The organism is Streptomyces sp. NPDC107550 (assembly GCF_055639095.1).
Genome location: NZ_JBVKBC010000018.1, coordinates 49,137 through 64,960 on the forward strand (window position 1 = coordinate 49,137; position 15,824 = coordinate 64,960).

The window sequence follows — 15,824 nt, forward strand, 5'->3', positions numbered from 1 at the left end:
AAGCTCACACGGCACTTTCGGAACCAGGGCGAAGGGGGCAGGATGAACAGGTTGGCGGCACTGAGTGCCGCCTATAGGCCTAACGGCCGACCCCGAGTGCACTCTGCTGGGCCAAGTGGGGGATGGTAGAGACAGTCAGGGCACCTCGAAGAAGAGGCACTACGTCGGTGAGGGATGACGTGAGCGACAACTCTGTAGTACTGCGGTACGGCGATGGCGAGTACACCTACCCGGTGATCGACAGCACCGTCGGCGACAAGGGCTTCGACATCGGGAAGCTCCGGGCCCAGACAGGACTGGTGACCCTCGACAGCGGATACGGCAACACCGCCGCCTACAAATCCGCGATCACCTACCTCGACGGCGAAGAGGGCATCCTCCGCTACCGCGGCTACCCGATCGAGCAGCTCGCCGAGCGTTCCACCTTCCTTGAGGTGGCGTACCTGCTGATCAACGGCGAGCTCCCCACCGTGGACGAGCTCTCCACCTTCAAGAACGAGATCACGCAGCACACCCTGCTCCACGAGGACGTGAAGCGGTTCTACGACGGCTTCCCGCGTGACGCCCACCCGATGGCGATGCTGTCGTCCGTGGTCTCGGCGCTGTCCACCTTCTACCAGGACAGCCACAACCCGTTCGACGAGAAGCAGCGTCACCTCTCGACGATCCGCCTGCTCGCCAAGCTTCCGACGATCGCGGCGTACGCGTACAAGAAGTCGGTCGGCCACCCGGTGGTCTACCCGCGCAACGACCTCGGTTACGTCGAGAACTTCCTGCGCATGACCTTCTCGGTGCCGGCCGCCGAGTACGACCTCGACCCGGTCGTCGTCTCCGCGCTGGACAAGCTGCTCATCCTGCACGCGGACCACGAGCAGAACTGTTCGACGTCCACCGTGCGTCTGGTCGGCTCCTCGCAGGCCAACATGTTCGCGTCGATCTCCGCCGGCATCTCCGCGCTGTGGGGTCCGCTGCACGGTGGCGCCAACCAGTCGGTGCTGGAGATGCTGGAAGGCATCCAGGCGTCCGGCGGCGACGTCGACACCTTCATCCGCAAGGTGAAGAACAAGGAAGACGGCGTGAAGCTCATGGGCTTCGGGCACCGCGTCTACAAGAACTTCGACCCCCGGGCGAAGATCATCAAGGCGGCGGCGCACGACGTCCTCTCCGCGCTCGGCAAGTCCGACGAGCTGCTGGACATCGCGCTCAAGCTGGAGGAGCACGCGCTGGCCGACGACTACTTCGTCGAGCGCAAGCTCTACCCGAACGTCGACTTCTACACCGGCCTGATCTACCGGGCCATGGGCTTCCCGACCGAGATGTTCACCGTGCTGTTCGCGCTGGGCCGGCTTCCGGGCTGGATCGCGCAATGGCACGAGATGATCAAGGAGCCGGGGTCGCGCATCGGCCGCCCGCGCCAGATCTACACGGGCGTCGTCGAGCGGGACTTCGTCCCCGTCGAGCAGCGCTGAGCCTGAACGCTCGCCGCGCCTGCCGCTGGGTCCCGCACAGATCCAGTTAGCTCCAGTTAGCGGAAAGCGCCCCGCTGCCGGTCCCCCCACGGGCCGGCAGTCGGGGCGCTTTCCTTTTCCCGGTGCGGATTCCCCCCACGGGATCCGGCCGGGCGTCTGTGGTCGCGTCGGGCTGCCGGGGGCACGTGTACGTACGGGTGGGCCGCTCAAGCTCCCCGGTGCACGTGCCCCGGCCAACGCAGTCGAGTCCGTCCCCCAAGACGGGCTCGGCCGATACGGAAACGCCCCCCAAGACGTTTCTGCATCGCCTCCATAGACTCACGAGACCTGCGAAGGGTTACGTTCAGATCACTGTGACCTGCGTCTCTTGCGGATGTCTCGTGTGTCCCGTGTATACGCGGAGGTCCGATATGGGGATATCGGATCTCCGCGTGAGCGTGGTGCAATTGTGCCGTGTGGATTGTGTGGAGGTCCACCCTTTCTTGGGGGCGGGTGTTTTTGGGGGACCGTGTTCCTGGTCTCACGGGGGCGCTTTGTGGGGGCGGGGATTCATCTGACGGCCTGTCGGGCCGGCGGCGCCCCTTGGGTGACAGCCCCTCCGGGCGGGTTCTCCGTCTGACGGTCGCGTCGTGGTTGCTCGCGCAGTTCCCCGCGCCCCTGGAGGGGCGACTGCGTCGCACCCTCCCCCCTGGGGGAAGCTGCACGGAGTGCATGCTTCAGGGGCGCGGGGAACTGCGCGAGAAGCCCCACCGGGCCGCAGATGACCACGCACGGTCGTGCCCCGAAGGGGCGCGGGGAACTGCGCGACCAGCCCCCACCGGGCCGCAGGTGAACGACAACCCAGGGGCGCGGGGAACTGCGCGACCTGGCCCCACCGGGGTGCGCGCTGGCCGGGATGCCGGAGGGGCCGCCCCTTGGGGTGGGAGCGGCCCCCGCTGGAAGTGAGGGAGTGGGCGAGGTCAGGCCTCGTCGATGAGTTCGTAGCCGGCCTCATCGACCGCCGCCCGCACGGCCTCCCGGTCAAGCACGCCGTCGGAGACCACCGTCACCTGACCGCTCGCGGCAACCGCCGTCACGGACGACACCCCGGCGATCTCGGAGATCTCGCCCGCCACGGCCCCCTCGCAGTGGCCGCACGTCATCCCCTTGACCTGGTACACGGTGGTGACGGCACCCTCCGCCGCGGGCGCCTCCGCACCCGAGTGGCAGGCACCGCCGCAGCAGGAGCCACCGGTCTCCGCGTCGATCTGGGGCAGCTCGGTCTGGGCGCTCATGTCGTTCTCCTTGGGGAAGAGGGCCGTGGGTCGTCGTTCGGAACCGAGTACCCCCGGCACCGCCCGACGCACTCGACTCTATACCCCTAGGGGGTATTTTTCCAAGAGGGGTCGCGCCGCGCCAGCGCCCGCGCCCACGCCAGCCCGACCAACGACACGAGCACGAGCCCGCCCACCGAGAACAACGTGAACAGATGCTTCTGCGCGTCGGTCGGCGCGGGGATGTACCCCTCCGCGAACAGCGACCGGTCCAGGTCCGTCGTCGTCAGCCGTACCACCAGCCAGATCGCGATCCCGTGCATCGAGTCCCACAGGGCGTGCAGCAGCGAGACGCCCAGGTACGTCACCAGCACCGGCGCCGCGAGGCGCCAACGCCCGTCGGGCCGCCGGAAGGAGAGCAGGGCCGCGCCCGCGACGGCCGTCCACAGCCCGTGCCCGAAGGGGGCGAGCAGCCCGCGCAGCACCTCCGTCTCCAGCAGGGAGCGCAGGTCGATGCCCTGCATGGTGACCGCCGCGTTGAACGCGTACCCCGCGCTCTCGAACGCCGCGAAGCCGAAGCCGACGGCCGCGCCGAGCACCAGGCCCGCCCGCAGTCCCCGTACCCGGGGATGGCGGTGGAGCACGTACATGAGGGCGAGCAGCTTCACGGCCTCCTCGATCAGGCCGACCGCGACGAACATCCACACGGACGGGTGGACGAGGTAATACTCCATGACCGACGCGCCGAGCACGCCGAGCACCCCGCCCACCAGGAAGCAGCCGAGGATCAGGCTGACGCCGAGGTCGCGGCCGTGCCGCTCGTACGCCCACAGCACGAAGACGGCCGGCGCGAGGAAGCTGCCGAGCAGGATCAGCGTCGGCAGCAGGGTCGTGTTCTTCGTGGCGTACGTGACGAGCGCCGTCAGCACCCACAGGGCGAGCCCCGACCACAGGCACCGCTTCCACAGGCCCGCCCGGATGTGCGGTCCGGGCGGCGGTGGCTGCTGGGGGATACGGGCCTGGGGCGCCCCGGAGGGCTGGGGGTGGCTCACGTCGCTTCCCTCGGCTTCCCTTGGCTTGGCGCAGGCGTCGGACGATGTGCCGGAATCCTACGGTCAGTCCCGATATGCCGCAGTCCGGACGGGGGTGCGGGAGGGGCGGGGTTAGCGTGGGGCGGCGAGAGTCGCCGGTGGTGTCAGTGAGATGGGGTGGACGGCATGCGGGCCGTGGTGTTCGAGCGGTTCGGCGAGATTCCCGAGGTACGGGAGGTGCCGGACCCGGCGCCGGCGGCGCACGGCGTCGTCGTCCAGGTCGAGGCGACGGGCCTGTGCCGCAGCGACTGGCACGGCTGGCAGGGCCACGACCCGGACATCGTCCTGCCGCACGTGCCGGGCCACGAACTCGCGGGTGTCGTCGTCGAGACGGGCGCCGACGTGCGCGAGTGGCGGGCGGGCGACCGGGTGACCGTGCCGTTCGTGTGCGCGTGCGGCCGGTGCGCCGCGTGCGCGGCCGGGGACCAGCAGGTGTGCGAGCGGCAGACGCAGCCCGGCTTCACGCACTGGGGCTCGTTCGCGCGGTACGTGGCCCTGGACCACGCCGACGTGAACCTCGTCGCGGTGCCGGACGACATGGCGTACGCGACGGCCGCCGGGCTCGGCTGCCGGTTCGCCACCGCCTATCGCGCGGTCGTGCAGCAGGGCCGGCTCGCGGCGGGGGAGTGGGTCGCGGTGCACGGCTGCGGCGGCGTCGGCCTGTCGGCGGTGATGATCGCGGCGGCGGCCGGCGCCCGCGTCGTCGCGGTGGACGTGTCGCCCGCCGCCCTCGAACTGGCCCGCGCGTTCGGCGCCGCCGAGACCGTCGACGCGGGCGCGGTGCCCGACGCGGCCGAGGCGGTACGGGACCTCACCGGCGGCGGCGCCCATCTGTCCCTCGACGCGCTGGGCGCCGCCGTCACCTGCGCCGCGTCCGTCCGGAGCCTGCGGCGCCGGGGCCGGCACGTGCAGGTGGGGCTGCTGCCCGAGGACCCCGTCGTGCCGCTCGGCCGTGCCGTCGCGCTGGAGCTGGAACTGCTCGGCAGCCACGGCATGGCCGCCCACACCTACCCCGGCATGCTGGAACTCGTACGCGCCGGGGTGCTGCGGCCCGACCGGCTCGTCACGTCGGTGCTGCCGCTGGACGCGGCGCCCGCCGCGCTCGCCGCGATGGGCGGCAGGGCGGGCGCGGGCGTCACCGTCGTCGAACCGGGGCGGTGAACGGCCCCCGGACCGTCAGTCGCCGGCGCGGCCCCGGTTGCGGGGGCGGGAGGCGACCCAGGCTCTGACCGTGTCGGCGTACCAGTAGGGCTTGCCGCCCTCCACGTGGTCCGGCGGCGGCAGCAGGCCGTGCTTGCGATACGAGCGCACGGTGTCGGGCTGGACCCGGATGTGCGCGGCGATCTCCTTGTACGACCAGAGCCTGCGGTCGGTCATGAGTGGCTCCTCCCTGACGGGCGTCGCTGCGGCGGCTCGGGGGTGGCCGCCGGCGATCACCCACCCTGTGCCCCGACAACGAGGGGCGGGTGGGGGAGCGTGGGCCTGTGAGACGCCTGTGACGCAGAACCCGCGTAGGGCGGACATGTGTGACAGGAAGGGGTCGTTTGTGACGGGAATGATGCAAAGAGGGCGGCGCGTAGACGCATGAACCGGGGCGAGAGCGGACAGGAGTCGCTGTCAGGGCCTTTCCTTCGGGTCAGGCCGGATCAGGGTGCGGTGCCAGGGCCCGCGACCCCGGCGTGATCCGAAGGACAGGCCCGGGCTCACGCGGCCGGGCGGCGCAGTACCAGGCTCGTCGCCTCACCGGCCAGCCGGTCGTTCGCGGGCGGACCGCCCGGCTCGGGGATGCCGCGCGCGAGCGCGAATTCGCGGGGCGTGCACCCCGTCATCGCCTTGAACTCGCCGCTCAGATGCGCCTGGTCGTAGTAGCCGCACGCCGCCGCCGTCTCCGCCTGCGTGCTGCCCGCGCACAGCAGCCGCCGCGCCCGCTGGAGCCGCAGCACGCGCGCCGCCGCCTTCGGGCTCAGGCCGATCTGCTGCCGGAAGCGGTTCTCCAGATGCCGTACGCCCCAGCCCGCCTGCTCCGCGAGGCCGGACACCGGCAGGGTGCCGCCGCTGTGCGTCAGCGCGTACCAGGCGCGTACGGTACCGCCGCAGGGACGGGGGCCCGCCTGCGCCCACTGGTCCAACACCGTGTCCAGGAGCTGGAACCGCGCCCGCCAGGTCGGCAACGCGCCGAGCCGGTACGTGAGTTCGGCGACGGCCCCGGCGGGAAGGCCGCCCAGATCGTCCGGGTCCACCTTCCAGCGGGCCAGCTCGTGCAGGGACGTACCGAAGAGGGAGAACGCGGCCCAGGGCGTCAACAGCACCTCCACGCCCGCCAGATGGCCGTCATGCTCGCCGAGGACGGACGTCGTCGTCAGCGCGGACAGCACCGTCGACAGCTCCACCGAGCGCAGCCCCGCCGGGCGTTCGGCCGGGCGCCGGCCCACCCCGACCCAGCCGCCTGACGCCTCCGTGATCCGTACGGAACCCTGGAAGCCGAGCATCAGCGTCACCGCCCCGATCGGTGCCTCCAGGCGGGCGCGCGGGGACGGCAGGTCGAGCCGGAAGCCCCGGTAGCCGAGGACGCCGGGCCGCAGCCGGGGGTGCGGGCGGGCGGTGACGGACTCCCAACTCCCGTACGGGCCACGGGAGGAGCGCGTCACGAGGCCGGGCGAACCCGGCGTGCGAGGGGCACGTGAGGTCATCCGCCGATAGTGCTACACACCGCACGACCTCAGGTAGCCCCTGGTGCGGCGCGCCACCGGCAGCGGGCGGTCCGGATCGCACGGGTACATGTCCTGCTCGACGATGGCGAACAGATCCACGTCCAGCGCGGCCGCCGCCGCGAGCACCGGCTCCAACTCCGGTACGCCCTGCGGTGGTTCGACCATCACGCCCTGCGCGACGGCCGGTCCGAAGGGCGTGCCCGCCGCCCGTACGTCCGCGAGGACGCGGGGGTCGACCTGCTTGAGATGCAGATAGCCGAGCCGTTCCCCGTACGTCTCGATCAGCTTGACGCTGTCGCCGCCGCAGTACGCGTAATGCCCGGTGTCCAGGCAGAGCGCGACGAGTTCGGGGTCGGTGGCGTCGAGGAGGCGCGTCACGTTCTCCTCGGTGTCGATGTGCGTGTCCGCGTGCGGGTGGACGGCGATCCGCAGCCCGAACCGCTCACGCACCTCGCGGCCCAGCCGTTCGGTGCCCTCGGCCAGCCACCGCCACTGCTCGGCGCTGAGCGTGTCGTCCTCCAGGACCTCGCCGCTCTTGTCGTCGCGCCAGAAGGACGGGATGACGACGAGGTGCTCGGCGCCCATGTCCCGGGTCAGCGCGGCGATGGACGCGACGTGCTCCCAGGTGCGCTCCCAGACGGCCGGGCCGTGGTGCAGGGCGGTGAAGACCGTGCCCGCCGACACGCGGAGCCCGCGCCGGTCCGTCTCGGCGCGCAGCACGTCCGGATCGCGCGGCAGATAGCCGTACGGGCCCAGCTCGATCCACGCGTAACCGGCCTCGGCGACCTCGTCGAGGAAGCGCTGCCAGGGCACCTGCCGGGGGTCGTCGGGGAACCAGACGCCCCAGGAGTCGGGGGCCGAGCCGATGCGGATGCGGCGGGACAGCGTCGTCATGCGTCCAGCCTTGGCGCGGGCCGAGAGGGGTGTCAAGGCGTGGTCCGAATGTCAGGACAAAATGTTGACAGGGGGCGTGGGCCGGGCTAGACCTGGCAGCGGGCGGGCCGGGAGCCGGTGCCGCCCGCCCGCGTTCCCCTGCTGCCCCGATGCCCGTTCGCCGCCGCCGCCGAAGGGAAGCCGTATGGCCCGCAGCGACCTCGATCTGATCACCATGGGCCGGATCGGGGTGGACCTGTATCCCCTCCAGGCGGGCCGGTCGCTGGCGGACGTGAGCACGTTCGGCAAGTTCCTCGGCGGCTCCTCGGCCAATGTGGCGGTGGCGGCGGCGCGGCTCGGGCTGCGGACGGCGACCGTCACCCGCACCGGGCGCGACCCCTTCGGCGACTATCTCCGCGCCGAGCTGGGCCGGTTCGGGGTGGACGCGCGCTGGGTGACGCCCGTGGACGGCCTGCCCACGCCGGTCACCTTCTGCGAGGTCTTCCCGCCGGACGACTTCCCGCTGTACTTCTACCGCCGCCCCAAGGCGCCCGATCTGGAGATCGCCGCGCACGAACTCGACCTCGACGCGATCGGCGCGGCGCGCGTGTTCTGGATGACCGGTACGGGCCTGAGCGCGCAGCCGAGCCGGGACGCGACGCTGGCCGCGCTCGCCCACCGGGCACGCGCGCGTGGCGGCGAGAACGGGGGCGCCGGCGGCTCGGGCGAGGACGCGGGCGGGCACACGGTGTTCGATCTGGACTGGCGGCCGATGTTCTGGGCGGACCCGGAGGCGGCCCGCCCGTTCTACCGGGAGGCGCTGCGGCACGCGACCGTCGCCGTCGGCAACCTCGACGAGGTCGAGATCGCCACCGGTGAGCGGGAACCCGGCGCCGCCGCCCGCGCGTTGTTGGCGTACGGGCTCGAACTCGCCGTCGTCAAGCAGGGCCCGGAGGGGGTGCTGGCGATGCGGCCGAGCGGGGAGACGGTGAGGGTTCCGCCGCTGCCGGTCCGTGTGTTGAACGGACTGGGGGCGGGCGACGCGTTCGGCGGCGCGCTCTGCCTCGGCCTGCTGCGCGGCTGGGACCTGGAGCGCGTCATGCGGTACGCCAACGCGGCGGGCGCGATCGTCGCCTCCCGCCTGGAATGCTCCTCGGCGATGCCGACCCCGCCCGAGATCGAGGCGGCGCTGCGCGCGGGGCGCGTGGAGGCGGCTCCCGGAGAGCGCGGGGCGCCGGGGATGCCGGAGGCTTCGGCGGGCCACGGGCGCGGGGTGGATCTCGGGGCTCTCGCCCGGGCGCGGGCCGTCGGGCCTGAGGGGGTCGCCGGGGCCGCCCTCGCGCGGCGTGTGCGGGGCGCTTTCGGCGGCGGGCGGCTGCTGATCGTGGCCGCCGACCATCCCGCGCGCGGGGCGCTCGGCGCGGGGGAGCGGGGGCTCGCCAGGGCGGACCGCGCCGATCTGCTCGGGCGGCTGTGCCTCGCCCTGGAGCGGCCCGGTGTGGACGGCGTCCTCGCCTCCGCCGACGTCCTGGACGACCTGCTGCTGCTCGGCGCCCTCGACGACAAGCTCGTCATCGGCTCGATGAACCGGGGCGGGCTCGCGGGCGCCTCCTTCGAGCTGGACGACCGGTTCACCGGGTACCGGCCCGAGGACCTGCGCCGCCTGCGCTTCGACGCGGGCAAGCTGCTGCTGCGGCTCGACTACGACGACCCGGGCGAAGGCTCCGTACGGACGCTGCACTCCGCCGCGCGGGCGGTCGACGCGATGGCCGCGCACCGGCTGCCGGTGTTCGTCGAGCCGTTCCTCGTGCGCCGCGACCCGGCGACCGGCGCGCTCGGCCCCGATCTGAGCGCCGACGCCGTGGTCCGCTCGGTGGCCGTCGCCTCGGGCCTCGGCGGCACCTCCGCGTACACCTGGCTCAAGCTGCCCGTGCCCGACAGCGACGACCCGGACGACCTCGCGCGCGTCATGGAGGCGTCCTCGCTGCCGGCCGTGCTGCTCGGCGGCGACACGAAGGACGGCGACCAGGACGCCCTGTACGACAAGTGGCGTGCCGCGCTGCGCCTGCCCACCGTGCAGGGCCTGGTGGTGGGACGCTCGCTGCTGTACCCGCCGGACGGCGATGTCGCGGGCGCGGTCGACACGGCCGTGTCCCTGCTGCGAGGAGGAGAGAGCCCGTCATGACCCACCTGCCGAGCGGCACCGCGGCCGAAGGCCCCTACGCGGTCAGCGTCGGCCCGAAGGCGGCCGGCTGGTCGCGGGCCGCGCTGCGCGTCCTCGACCTCGGGCCCGGCGAGCGGCACGCGTTCGACACCGGGGGGAGCGAATGGATCGTTCTGCCGCTGCGCGGTGGTTGCTCCGTGACGGTCGAAGGGCGGATCATCGAACTCGCGGGCAGGGACAGCGTGTTCAGCGCCGCGAGCGACTTCGCGTACCTTCCGAGGGACGCCCGCGCAGAGATCGCCTCCGGTGCGGGAGGCCGCTTCGCCCTGGCAGGAGCGGAGTGCGGGCGCCGACTCCCCGCCCGCTACGGCCCCGCGCCGGAGGTACCCGTCGAGGCGCGCGGCAGCGGACGCACCGCCCGCCACGTGCGCAACTTCGCGGCGGCCGACACCTTCGCCTGCGACCAGCTCATCGCCGTCGAGGTCGTCACCCCCGCGGGCAACTGGTCCTCGTACCCGCCCCACAAGCACGACGAGCACCTGCCGGGCGTCGAGTCGGAGCTGGAGGAGATCTACTACTTCGAGTTCGACAGCGGCGGCTGCGGCTACCAGCGGATCTCCCCGTCCCGGCCCGGCGGCACCGACCTGCTCGCCGAGGTCCGCGCCGGGGACACCGTCCTCGTCCCCGACGGCTGGCACGGCCCCTCGATCGCGCCGCCCGAGCACGCCATGTACTACCTGAACGTCATGGCGGGCCCCGGCGACGAGCGCGAGTGGCGCATCCGCTTCCACCCCGACCACGTCAGCGAGGGCTACCGATGAGGCAGGCACGCCGATGACCGCGACGACGACCCGGCTCACCACCGCGCAGGCCCTGGTGTGCTTCCTGGCCCGCCAGTTCACCGAGCGCGACGGCGAGCGCCGCCGGCTCATCGCCGCGACCTGGGGCATCTTCGGCCACGGCAACGTCGCGGGGCTCGGCCAGGCGCTGCTGCGGTACGGCGACGACATGCCGTTCCACCAAGGGCGCAACGAACAGGCGATGGTGCACGCGGCCGTCGGGTACGCGCGCCAGAGCGAGCGGCTGTCGGCGCACGCGGTGACCACGTCCATCGGCCCCGGCGCCACCAACCTCGTCACCGGCGCCGCCCTCGCCACCATCAACCACCTGCCCGTCCTCCTGCTCCCCGGCGACGTGTTCGCCGGCCGCCCCGCCGACCCGGTGCTCCAGCAGCTCGAAGTGCCGTACGCGGGTGACGTGTCGGTCAACGACTGCCTGCGGCCGGTGTCGAAGTACTTCGACCGGATCACCCGGCCCGAGCAGCTGATCCCGGCCGCGCTCCAGGCCATGCGCGTCCTCACCGACCCCGTCGACACCGGCGCCGTCACGCTCGCGCTGCCGCAGGACGTGCAGGCCGAGGCGTACGACTGGCCCGGCGAGTTCTTCGCCGAGCGCGTCTGGACCGTCCGCAGGACCGCCCCCGACCCGGCCGAACTCGACGCGACAGTACGGGCGTTGGAGCAGGCCAGGCGCCCGCTGCTGATCGCGGGCGGCGGAGTGCGGCACAGCCGGGCCCAGGACGCGCTGCGCGCCTTCGCCGACGCGACGGGCGTCCCGGTCGCCTCCACCCAGGCCGGCAAGGGCGCCCTGCCTCACGACCACCCCGCCGACGTCGGCGGCGTCGGCCACACCGGCACGGCCCCGGCGAACGAACTGGCGCGCGCCGCCGACCTCGTCCTCGGCGTCGGCACCCGGTACACGGACTTCACGACGGCCTCCGCCACCCTCTTCCAGAACCCGGACGTACGGTTCGTGAATGTGAACGTGGCCGCGTTCGACGCGCACAAGCTGGCCGCGCTGCCGCTCGTCGCCGACGCCTGCACGGCCCTGACCGCGCTCACCGAGGCCGCCCCGGACCTGCGCGCCGACCCCGCGTACGTCGCCGCGTACCGGGCCGCGAAGGAGCGCTGGGAGCACCGCGTGGACGCCTGCCTCGCCGCCCCCGACCCATCGGCGCGGCCCACCCAGACGCAGGTGCTCGGCGCGCTCGACGCCCTGGTGACCGGCGCGGACGTACTGATCAACGCGGCGGGCTCGCTCCCCGGTGACCTGCACAAACTCTGGCGCGCCCGCTCCCGCGACCAGTACCACGTCGAGTACGGCTACTCCTGCATGGGCTACGAGATCCCCGCCGCGCTCGGCGTCGCGCTCGCCGCGCCCGGGCGGCCGGTGTGGGCGCTGGTGGGGGACGGCACGTATCTGATGGCGCCGACCGAGATCGTCACGGCCGTGCAGGAGGACATCCCGCTCAAGCTCGTCATCCTCCAGAACCACGGCTACGCCTCCATCGGCGGCCTGTCCGCCTCCGTGGGCGCCGAGGGGTTCGCGACCGCGTACCGCCACCGCGAGGGCGCCGCGTACACGGGCGCCCCGCTCCCCGTCGACCTCGCGGCGAACGCGGCCTCGCTCGGCATGGCCGTACACCGCGTCAAGACCGTCCGTGAGCTGCGGGACGCGCTCGCCGCGACCCGCGCGGCGACCCGGCCCACATGTGTCTACGTGGAGACCGAAACGGCAGACACAGTGTCGGGCCCGCCCCCCGCGCAGGCGTGGTGGGATGTGCCCGTGGCCGAGACCGCCGACCGACCGGCGGCGATCGAGGCCCGCGAGGAGTACGACCGGCGCGCCGTCGCCCGGCGCCGCCACCTCTGACACCTCTGAGAACCACCGGACGTAAACAGGAGTCGCCCACATGTCTGACACGAAGTTGGTCCACCACTGGATCGGCGGCAAGACCGTCGAGGGCACGTCGGGCAACCACGGCCCGGTGACCGATCCCGCGACCGGCGCCGTGACCACGCAGGTCGACTTCGCCTCGGTCGAGGAGGTGGACGCGGCCGTCGCCGCGGCCAAGGACGCGTACGTGAGCTGGGGCCAGTCCTCGCTCGCCAAGCGCACCGAGATCCTCTTCCGCTTCCGCGCGCTGCTGGACGCCAACCGCGACGCCATCGCCGAGCTGATCACCGCCGAGCACGGCAAGGTGCACTCGGACGCGCTCGGCGAGGTCGCGCGCGGCCTGGAGATCGTGGACCTGGCCTGCGGGATCAACGTGCAGCTCAAGGGCGAGCTGTCGACGCAGGTGGCGAGCCGTGTCGACGTCTCCTCGATCCGCCAGCCGCTCGGTGTGGTCGCCGGCATCACGCCGTTCAACTTCCCGGCCATGGTGCCGATGTGGATGTTCCCGCTGGCCATCGCGTGCGGCAACACCTTCGTGCTCAAGCCGTCCGAGAAGGACCCGTCGGCGTCGATGAAGATCGCCGAGCTGCTGTCGGAGGCCGGGCTGCCCGACGGCGTGTTCAACGTCGTGCACGGTGACAAGGTCGCCGTGGACCGCCTCCTCGACCACCCGGACGTCGCCGCGGTCTCCTTCGTCGGCTCGACGCCCATCGCCAAGTACATCCACACCACCGCCTCCGCCAACGGCAAGCGCGTACAGGCCCTCGGCGGCGCCAAGAACCACATGCTGGTGCTGCCGGACGCCGACCTGGACGCCGCCGCCGACGCCGCCGTGTCCGCCGCGTACGGCTCGGCCGGCGAGCGCTGCATGGCGATCTCCGCCGTCGTGGCCGTCGGCGCGGTCGGCGACGAGCTGGTCGCCAAGATCAAGGAGCGCGCCGAGAAGATCAAGATCGGCCCGGGCGACGACGCGTCCTCCGAGATGGGCCCGCTCATCACGGCCGCCCACCGCGACAAGGTCGCCTCCTACGTCGAGGGCGCCGCCGCCGAGGGCTGCGAGGTCGTCCTGGACGGCACCGGCCACACGGTCGAGGGCTTCGAGAACGGCCACTGGATCGGCCTGAGCCTGCTCGACCGCGTCCCCACCAGCGCCAAGGCCTACCAGGACGAGATCTTCGGCCCGGTCCTGTGCGTGCTGCGCGTGGACACGTACGAGGAGGGCATCGCCCTCATCAACAGCTCGCCGTTCGGCAACGGCACCGCGATCTTCACGCGGGACGGCGGCGCGGCCCGCCGCTTCCAGCTGGAGGTCGAGGCCGGCATGGTCGGCGTCAACGTGCCGATCCCGGTCCCCGTGGGCTACCACAGCTTCGGCGGCTGGAAGGACTCCCTCTTCGGCGACCACCACATCTACGGCAACGACGGCACGCACTTCTACACCCGCGGCAAGGTCGTCACGACCCGCTGGCCCGACCCGGCCGACGCCCCCACCGGCGTGGACCTGGGCTTCCCGCGCAACCACTGAGGCGGCGCTTGCCCGTACGCCCCATGGCGCCCTGTACGTCCCCTCAGGCGCCCCGTACGACCCCTTCAGGCGCTCCGCACGGCGCCCCGATGCCCCGGCACGTCCCCCGCGACGGCCGGGGCATCCGGCTGTCCGGGCCCGGCGCGAACCCGTCACCAGCGGTCCGCGGCAGGTCACAGGGGGTCCGCGGACGCCTCCAGGTGTCCGGAGTGCGGACGAATTCCGGAAAACTTTCGGGCGCGCGGCTGCGGTTCCCGTACGTAGGGGATGAAACGGGTGACGGAGGTCCCGCGCGAGTACGACCTTCGAAAACAAGGTCAACTTTCAACTTCGGTGTGGTGAAGACGGCCGACTTTGCGAACGGCTAACGAAGTGCGGGCAGTTGCACAAGGTCACATGTGCGGAATCCGCAGGGAAACGGCCGTTGACGTTCCGGATACCGGCGGGGTTCCATGACGCGCCGGGAGTGGACACCCCGGGCTCCACCGGAGCCCCCGCGCACCACCCCCCAGCCTTCGGAGGCGATAGGCGCTCCCGGCCGAACCACCTGCCGCACGAGTCGATCGGAACCGCTTCATGACCGACACGCTTCGCCCCGCCGCCCCCGCGGTGGAGCCCCTGCCCAACTCGGCCCCGCCCCAGAAGCTCAAGCGTTCCATCGGTGTCGTCGGCGGCACCCTGCTCACGCTCTCCTGCGTGACGCCCGCCTCCACCCTCTTCGTCGTCGTGCCCGACCTTTTCGGCTCGCTCGGCACCGCGACCGCCCTCACCATCGCCATCGGCTCGCTGCTCTGTATCGGCGTGGCGTTCTGCTACTCCGAGCTGGGCACCCTCATCCCCAGCGCGGGCGGCGAGTACGCCATGGTCTCCACCCTCGCGGGCCGCCTCGCCGGCTGGCTCGTCTTCGTGCTGTCGCTGCTGGTCGTGATGATCGTGCCGCCCGTGATCGCCATGGGCACCGCCGACTACCTCGCGCCCCTCGTGCACCTCGACCCCTCGGTCGCCGGCGCCGCCGTCATGCTCCTCGCCACCCTCGCGGGCCTGCTCGACCTGCGCGCCAACGCCTGGATCACCGGCATCTTCCTCGTCCTCGAAGTCATCGCCGCGGCCCTCGTCGCCGTCCTCGGCTTCGCCCACTCCGAGCGCGGCGCGGGCTCGCTGGTCTCCATGCAGGTCGCGGGCTCGAACGGACACGCCGACACCGTGACGGCCATGCTCGTCGTCTCCGGGCTCGCCATCGCCCTCTTCATCACCCAGGGCTTCTCCACCGCCGTCTACCTCTCCGAGGAGCTGGAGAACCCCCGCAAGTCCGTCGCCAGGACCGTCCTCGCCACCCTCGCCATCTCCACCGTGATCATCCTGGTCCCGGTCGTCGCCATCACCATGGGCGCCAAGGACCTCACCGCGCTCACCTCCGGCGACCTCAGCGGCATGGTCCAGGCGTGGTCCAACTCGGCGGTCGGCACCTTCGTCTCCCTGTGCGTCGCCCTCGCCATCATCAACGCGGGCATCGTCATGGTCATCCAGAACTCCCGCGTCCTGTTCGCCTCCGCCCGCGACAAGGCCTGGCCCGGACCGGTCAATCAGGCGCTGTCCAAGCTCGGCCGGTTCGGCTCGCCGTGGGTCGCCACCCTCGTCGTCGGTGTGCCCGGCGCCGCCCTGTGCTTCGTGAACCTCGACACCCTCTACGGCGTCACCGGCGTCTCCGTCACCGGCATGTACCTCCTGGTCGCCGTCGCCGCCCTGCTCGCCCGGCGCGGCCACCACCGCGAGCAGTCCGCCTGGCGCATGCCGCTGTGGCCCGCCGTGCCCGTCCTGCTCATCGCCGTCATGGCCTACATCCTGGTCTCGCAGGAGGTCACGTACCTGCTGTGGACCGGCGGCATCACCGCCGTCGCCACCCTGTACTGGGCCCTGTACCTGCGCCCCCGCCGCGAGACCCGCTGGCTCGTCACGCTCCCCGAGGACGAACTCGACTGACCCGCACCGCACCCCGGCCCAC

The 15,824-nt window shown here is 72.4% G+C and carries 12 protein-coding genes and 1 pseudogene; 8 read left to right on the forward strand and 5 right to left on the reverse strand.

The features are described from left to right. Positions 1 to 179 precede the first annotated feature (179 nt). Positions 180 to 1,469: a citrate synthase gene (locus ACZ7LY_RS22840; RefSeq protein ID WP_471626508.1), complete on the forward strand. Its 1,290-nt coding sequence runs from the start codon at positions 180 to 182 to the stop codon at positions 1,467 to 1,469. A 959-nt stretch (positions 1,470 to 2,428) separates the two neighbouring features. On the opposite strand, the gene ACZ7LY_RS22845 is transcribed toward ACZ7LY_RS22840, so the two are convergent. Further along, on the reverse strand, positions 2,429 to 2,743 hold the full coding sequence (locus ACZ7LY_RS22845; protein ID WP_471626509.1) for a heavy-metal-associated domain-containing protein: 315 nt from the start codon (positions 2,741 to 2,743) through the stop codon (positions 2,429 to 2,431). 86 nt (positions 2,744 to 2,829) lie between these two features. Continuing rightward, positions 2,830 to 3,774: a PrsW family intramembrane metalloprotease gene (locus ACZ7LY_RS22850; protein ID WP_471626510.1), complete on the reverse strand. Its 945-nt coding sequence runs from the start codon at positions 3,772 to 3,774 to the stop codon at positions 2,830 to 2,832. 165 nt (positions 3,775 to 3,939) lie between these two features. Here ACZ7LY_RS22850 and ACZ7LY_RS22855 point away from each other — a divergent pair, with 165 nt between their 5' ends. Continuing rightward, complete coding sequence (locus ACZ7LY_RS22855) at positions 3,940 to 4,974, forward strand: zinc-binding dehydrogenase (protein ID WP_471626511.1); 1,035 nt, start codon at positions 3,940 to 3,942, stop codon at positions 4,972 to 4,974. 15 nt (positions 4,975 to 4,989) lie between these two features. Here ACZ7LY_RS22855 and ACZ7LY_RS22860 read toward each other — a convergent pair whose 3' ends face one another. From ACZ7LY_RS22860 to ACZ7LY_RS22870, 3 genes are all read right to left on the reverse strand, one after another. Beyond that, the gene (locus ACZ7LY_RS22860; RefSeq protein ID WP_471626512.1) at positions 4,990 to 5,190 is read right to left on the reverse strand and encodes a helix-turn-helix transcriptional regulator; all 201 of its coding nucleotides are present in this window, start codon (positions 5,188 to 5,190) and stop codon (positions 4,990 to 4,992) included. A gap of 326 nt (positions 5,191 to 5,516) precedes the next feature. After that, positions 5,517 to 6,503, reverse strand: coding sequence for a helix-turn-helix domain-containing protein (locus ACZ7LY_RS22865; RefSeq protein WP_471626513.1), 987 nt, complete (start codon positions 6,501 to 6,503; stop codon positions 5,517 to 5,519). Between the two features lie 12 nt (positions 6,504 to 6,515). After that, positions 6,516 to 7,418, reverse strand: a complete 903-nt coding sequence (locus ACZ7LY_RS22870; RefSeq protein ID WP_471626514.1) for a sugar phosphate isomerase/epimerase family protein — start codon at positions 7,416 to 7,418, stop codon at positions 6,516 to 6,518. Positions 7,419 to 7,602: 184 nt separating this feature from the next. Between ACZ7LY_RS22870 and iolC the strand changes: the two are divergent. From iolC to ACZ7LY_RS22900, 6 genes and pseudogenes are all read left to right on the forward strand, one after another. Then, positions 7,603 to 8,604: pseudogene (iolC, locus tag ACZ7LY_RS22875) on the forward strand (5-dehydro-2-deoxygluconokinase); the annotation flags it as partial. Positions 8,605 to 8,637: 33 nt separating this feature from the next. Next, entirely contained in the window at positions 8,638 to 9,582 is a 945-nt protein-coding gene (locus tag ACZ7LY_RS22880; RefSeq protein ID WP_471626579.1) for a Cgl0159 family (beta/alpha)8-fold protein, read from the forward strand. Further along, positions 9,579 to 10,382, forward strand: coding sequence for a 5-deoxy-glucuronate isomerase (gene iolB, locus ACZ7LY_RS22885; RefSeq protein ID WP_471626515.1), 804 nt, complete (start codon positions 9,579 to 9,581; stop codon positions 10,380 to 10,382). The genes ACZ7LY_RS22880 and iolB overlap by 4 nt, the downstream gene beginning before the upstream one ends. Positions 10,383 to 10,395: 13 nt before the next feature. Continuing rightward, complete coding sequence (iolD, locus tag ACZ7LY_RS22890; RefSeq protein WP_471626516.1) at positions 10,396 to 12,273, forward strand: 3D-(3,5/4)-trihydroxycyclohexane-1,2-dione acylhydrolase (decyclizing); 1,878 nt, start codon at positions 10,396 to 10,398, stop codon at positions 12,271 to 12,273. A gap of 40 nt (positions 12,274 to 12,313) precedes the next feature. Next, entirely contained in the window at positions 12,314 to 13,822 is a 1,509-nt protein-coding gene (gene mmsA, locus ACZ7LY_RS22895; protein WP_471626517.1) for a CoA-acylating methylmalonate-semialdehyde dehydrogenase, read from the forward strand. Between the two features lie 576 nt (positions 13,823 to 14,398). Continuing rightward, positions 14,399 to 15,802: an APC family permease gene (locus ACZ7LY_RS22900; RefSeq protein ID WP_471626518.1), complete on the forward strand. Its 1,404-nt coding sequence runs from the start codon at positions 14,399 to 14,401 to the stop codon at positions 15,800 to 15,802. The last annotated feature ends 22 nt before the right edge of the window (positions 15,803 to 15,824 follow it).

Bases quoted from the DNA above. Each gene is read 5' to 3' on its own strand.
- iolB (WP_471626515.1), top strand. From the start codon at position 9,579: ATGACCCACCTGCCGAGCGGCACCGCGGCCGAAGGCCCCTACGCGGTC.
- ACZ7LY_RS22900 (WP_471626518.1), top strand. From the start codon at position 14,399: ATGACCGACACGCTTCGCCCCGCCGCCCCCGCGGTGGAGCCCCTGCCC.
- mmsA (WP_471626517.1), top strand. From the start codon at position 12,314: ATGTCTGACACGAAGTTGGTCCACCACTGGATCGGCGGCAAGACCGTC.
- ACZ7LY_RS22870 (WP_471626514.1), bottom strand. From the start codon at position 7,418: ATGACGACGCTGTCCCGCCGCATCCGCATCGGCTCGGCCCCCGACTCC.
- ACZ7LY_RS22865 (WP_471626513.1), bottom strand. From the start codon at position 6,503: ATGACCTCACGTGCCCCTCGCACGCCGGGTTCGCCCGGCCTCGTGACG.
- ACZ7LY_RS22855 (WP_471626511.1), top strand. From the start codon at position 3,940: ATGCGGGCCGTGGTGTTCGAGCGGTTCGGCGAGATTCCCGAGGTACGG.
- ACZ7LY_RS22845 (WP_471626509.1), bottom strand. From the start codon at position 2,743: ATGAGCGCCCAGACCGAGCTGCCCCAGATCGACGCGGAGACCGGTGGC.
- ACZ7LY_RS22860 (WP_471626512.1), bottom strand. From the start codon at position 5,190: ATGACCGACCGCAGGCTCTGGTCGTACAAGGAGATCGCCGCGCACATC.
- iolD (WP_471626516.1), top strand. From the start codon at position 10,396: ATGACCGCGACGACGACCCGGCTCACCACCGCGCAGGCCCTGGTGTGC.
- ACZ7LY_RS22880 (WP_471626579.1), top strand. From the start codon at position 8,638: ATGCCGGAGGCTTCGGCGGGCCACGGGCGCGGGGTGGATCTCGGGGCT.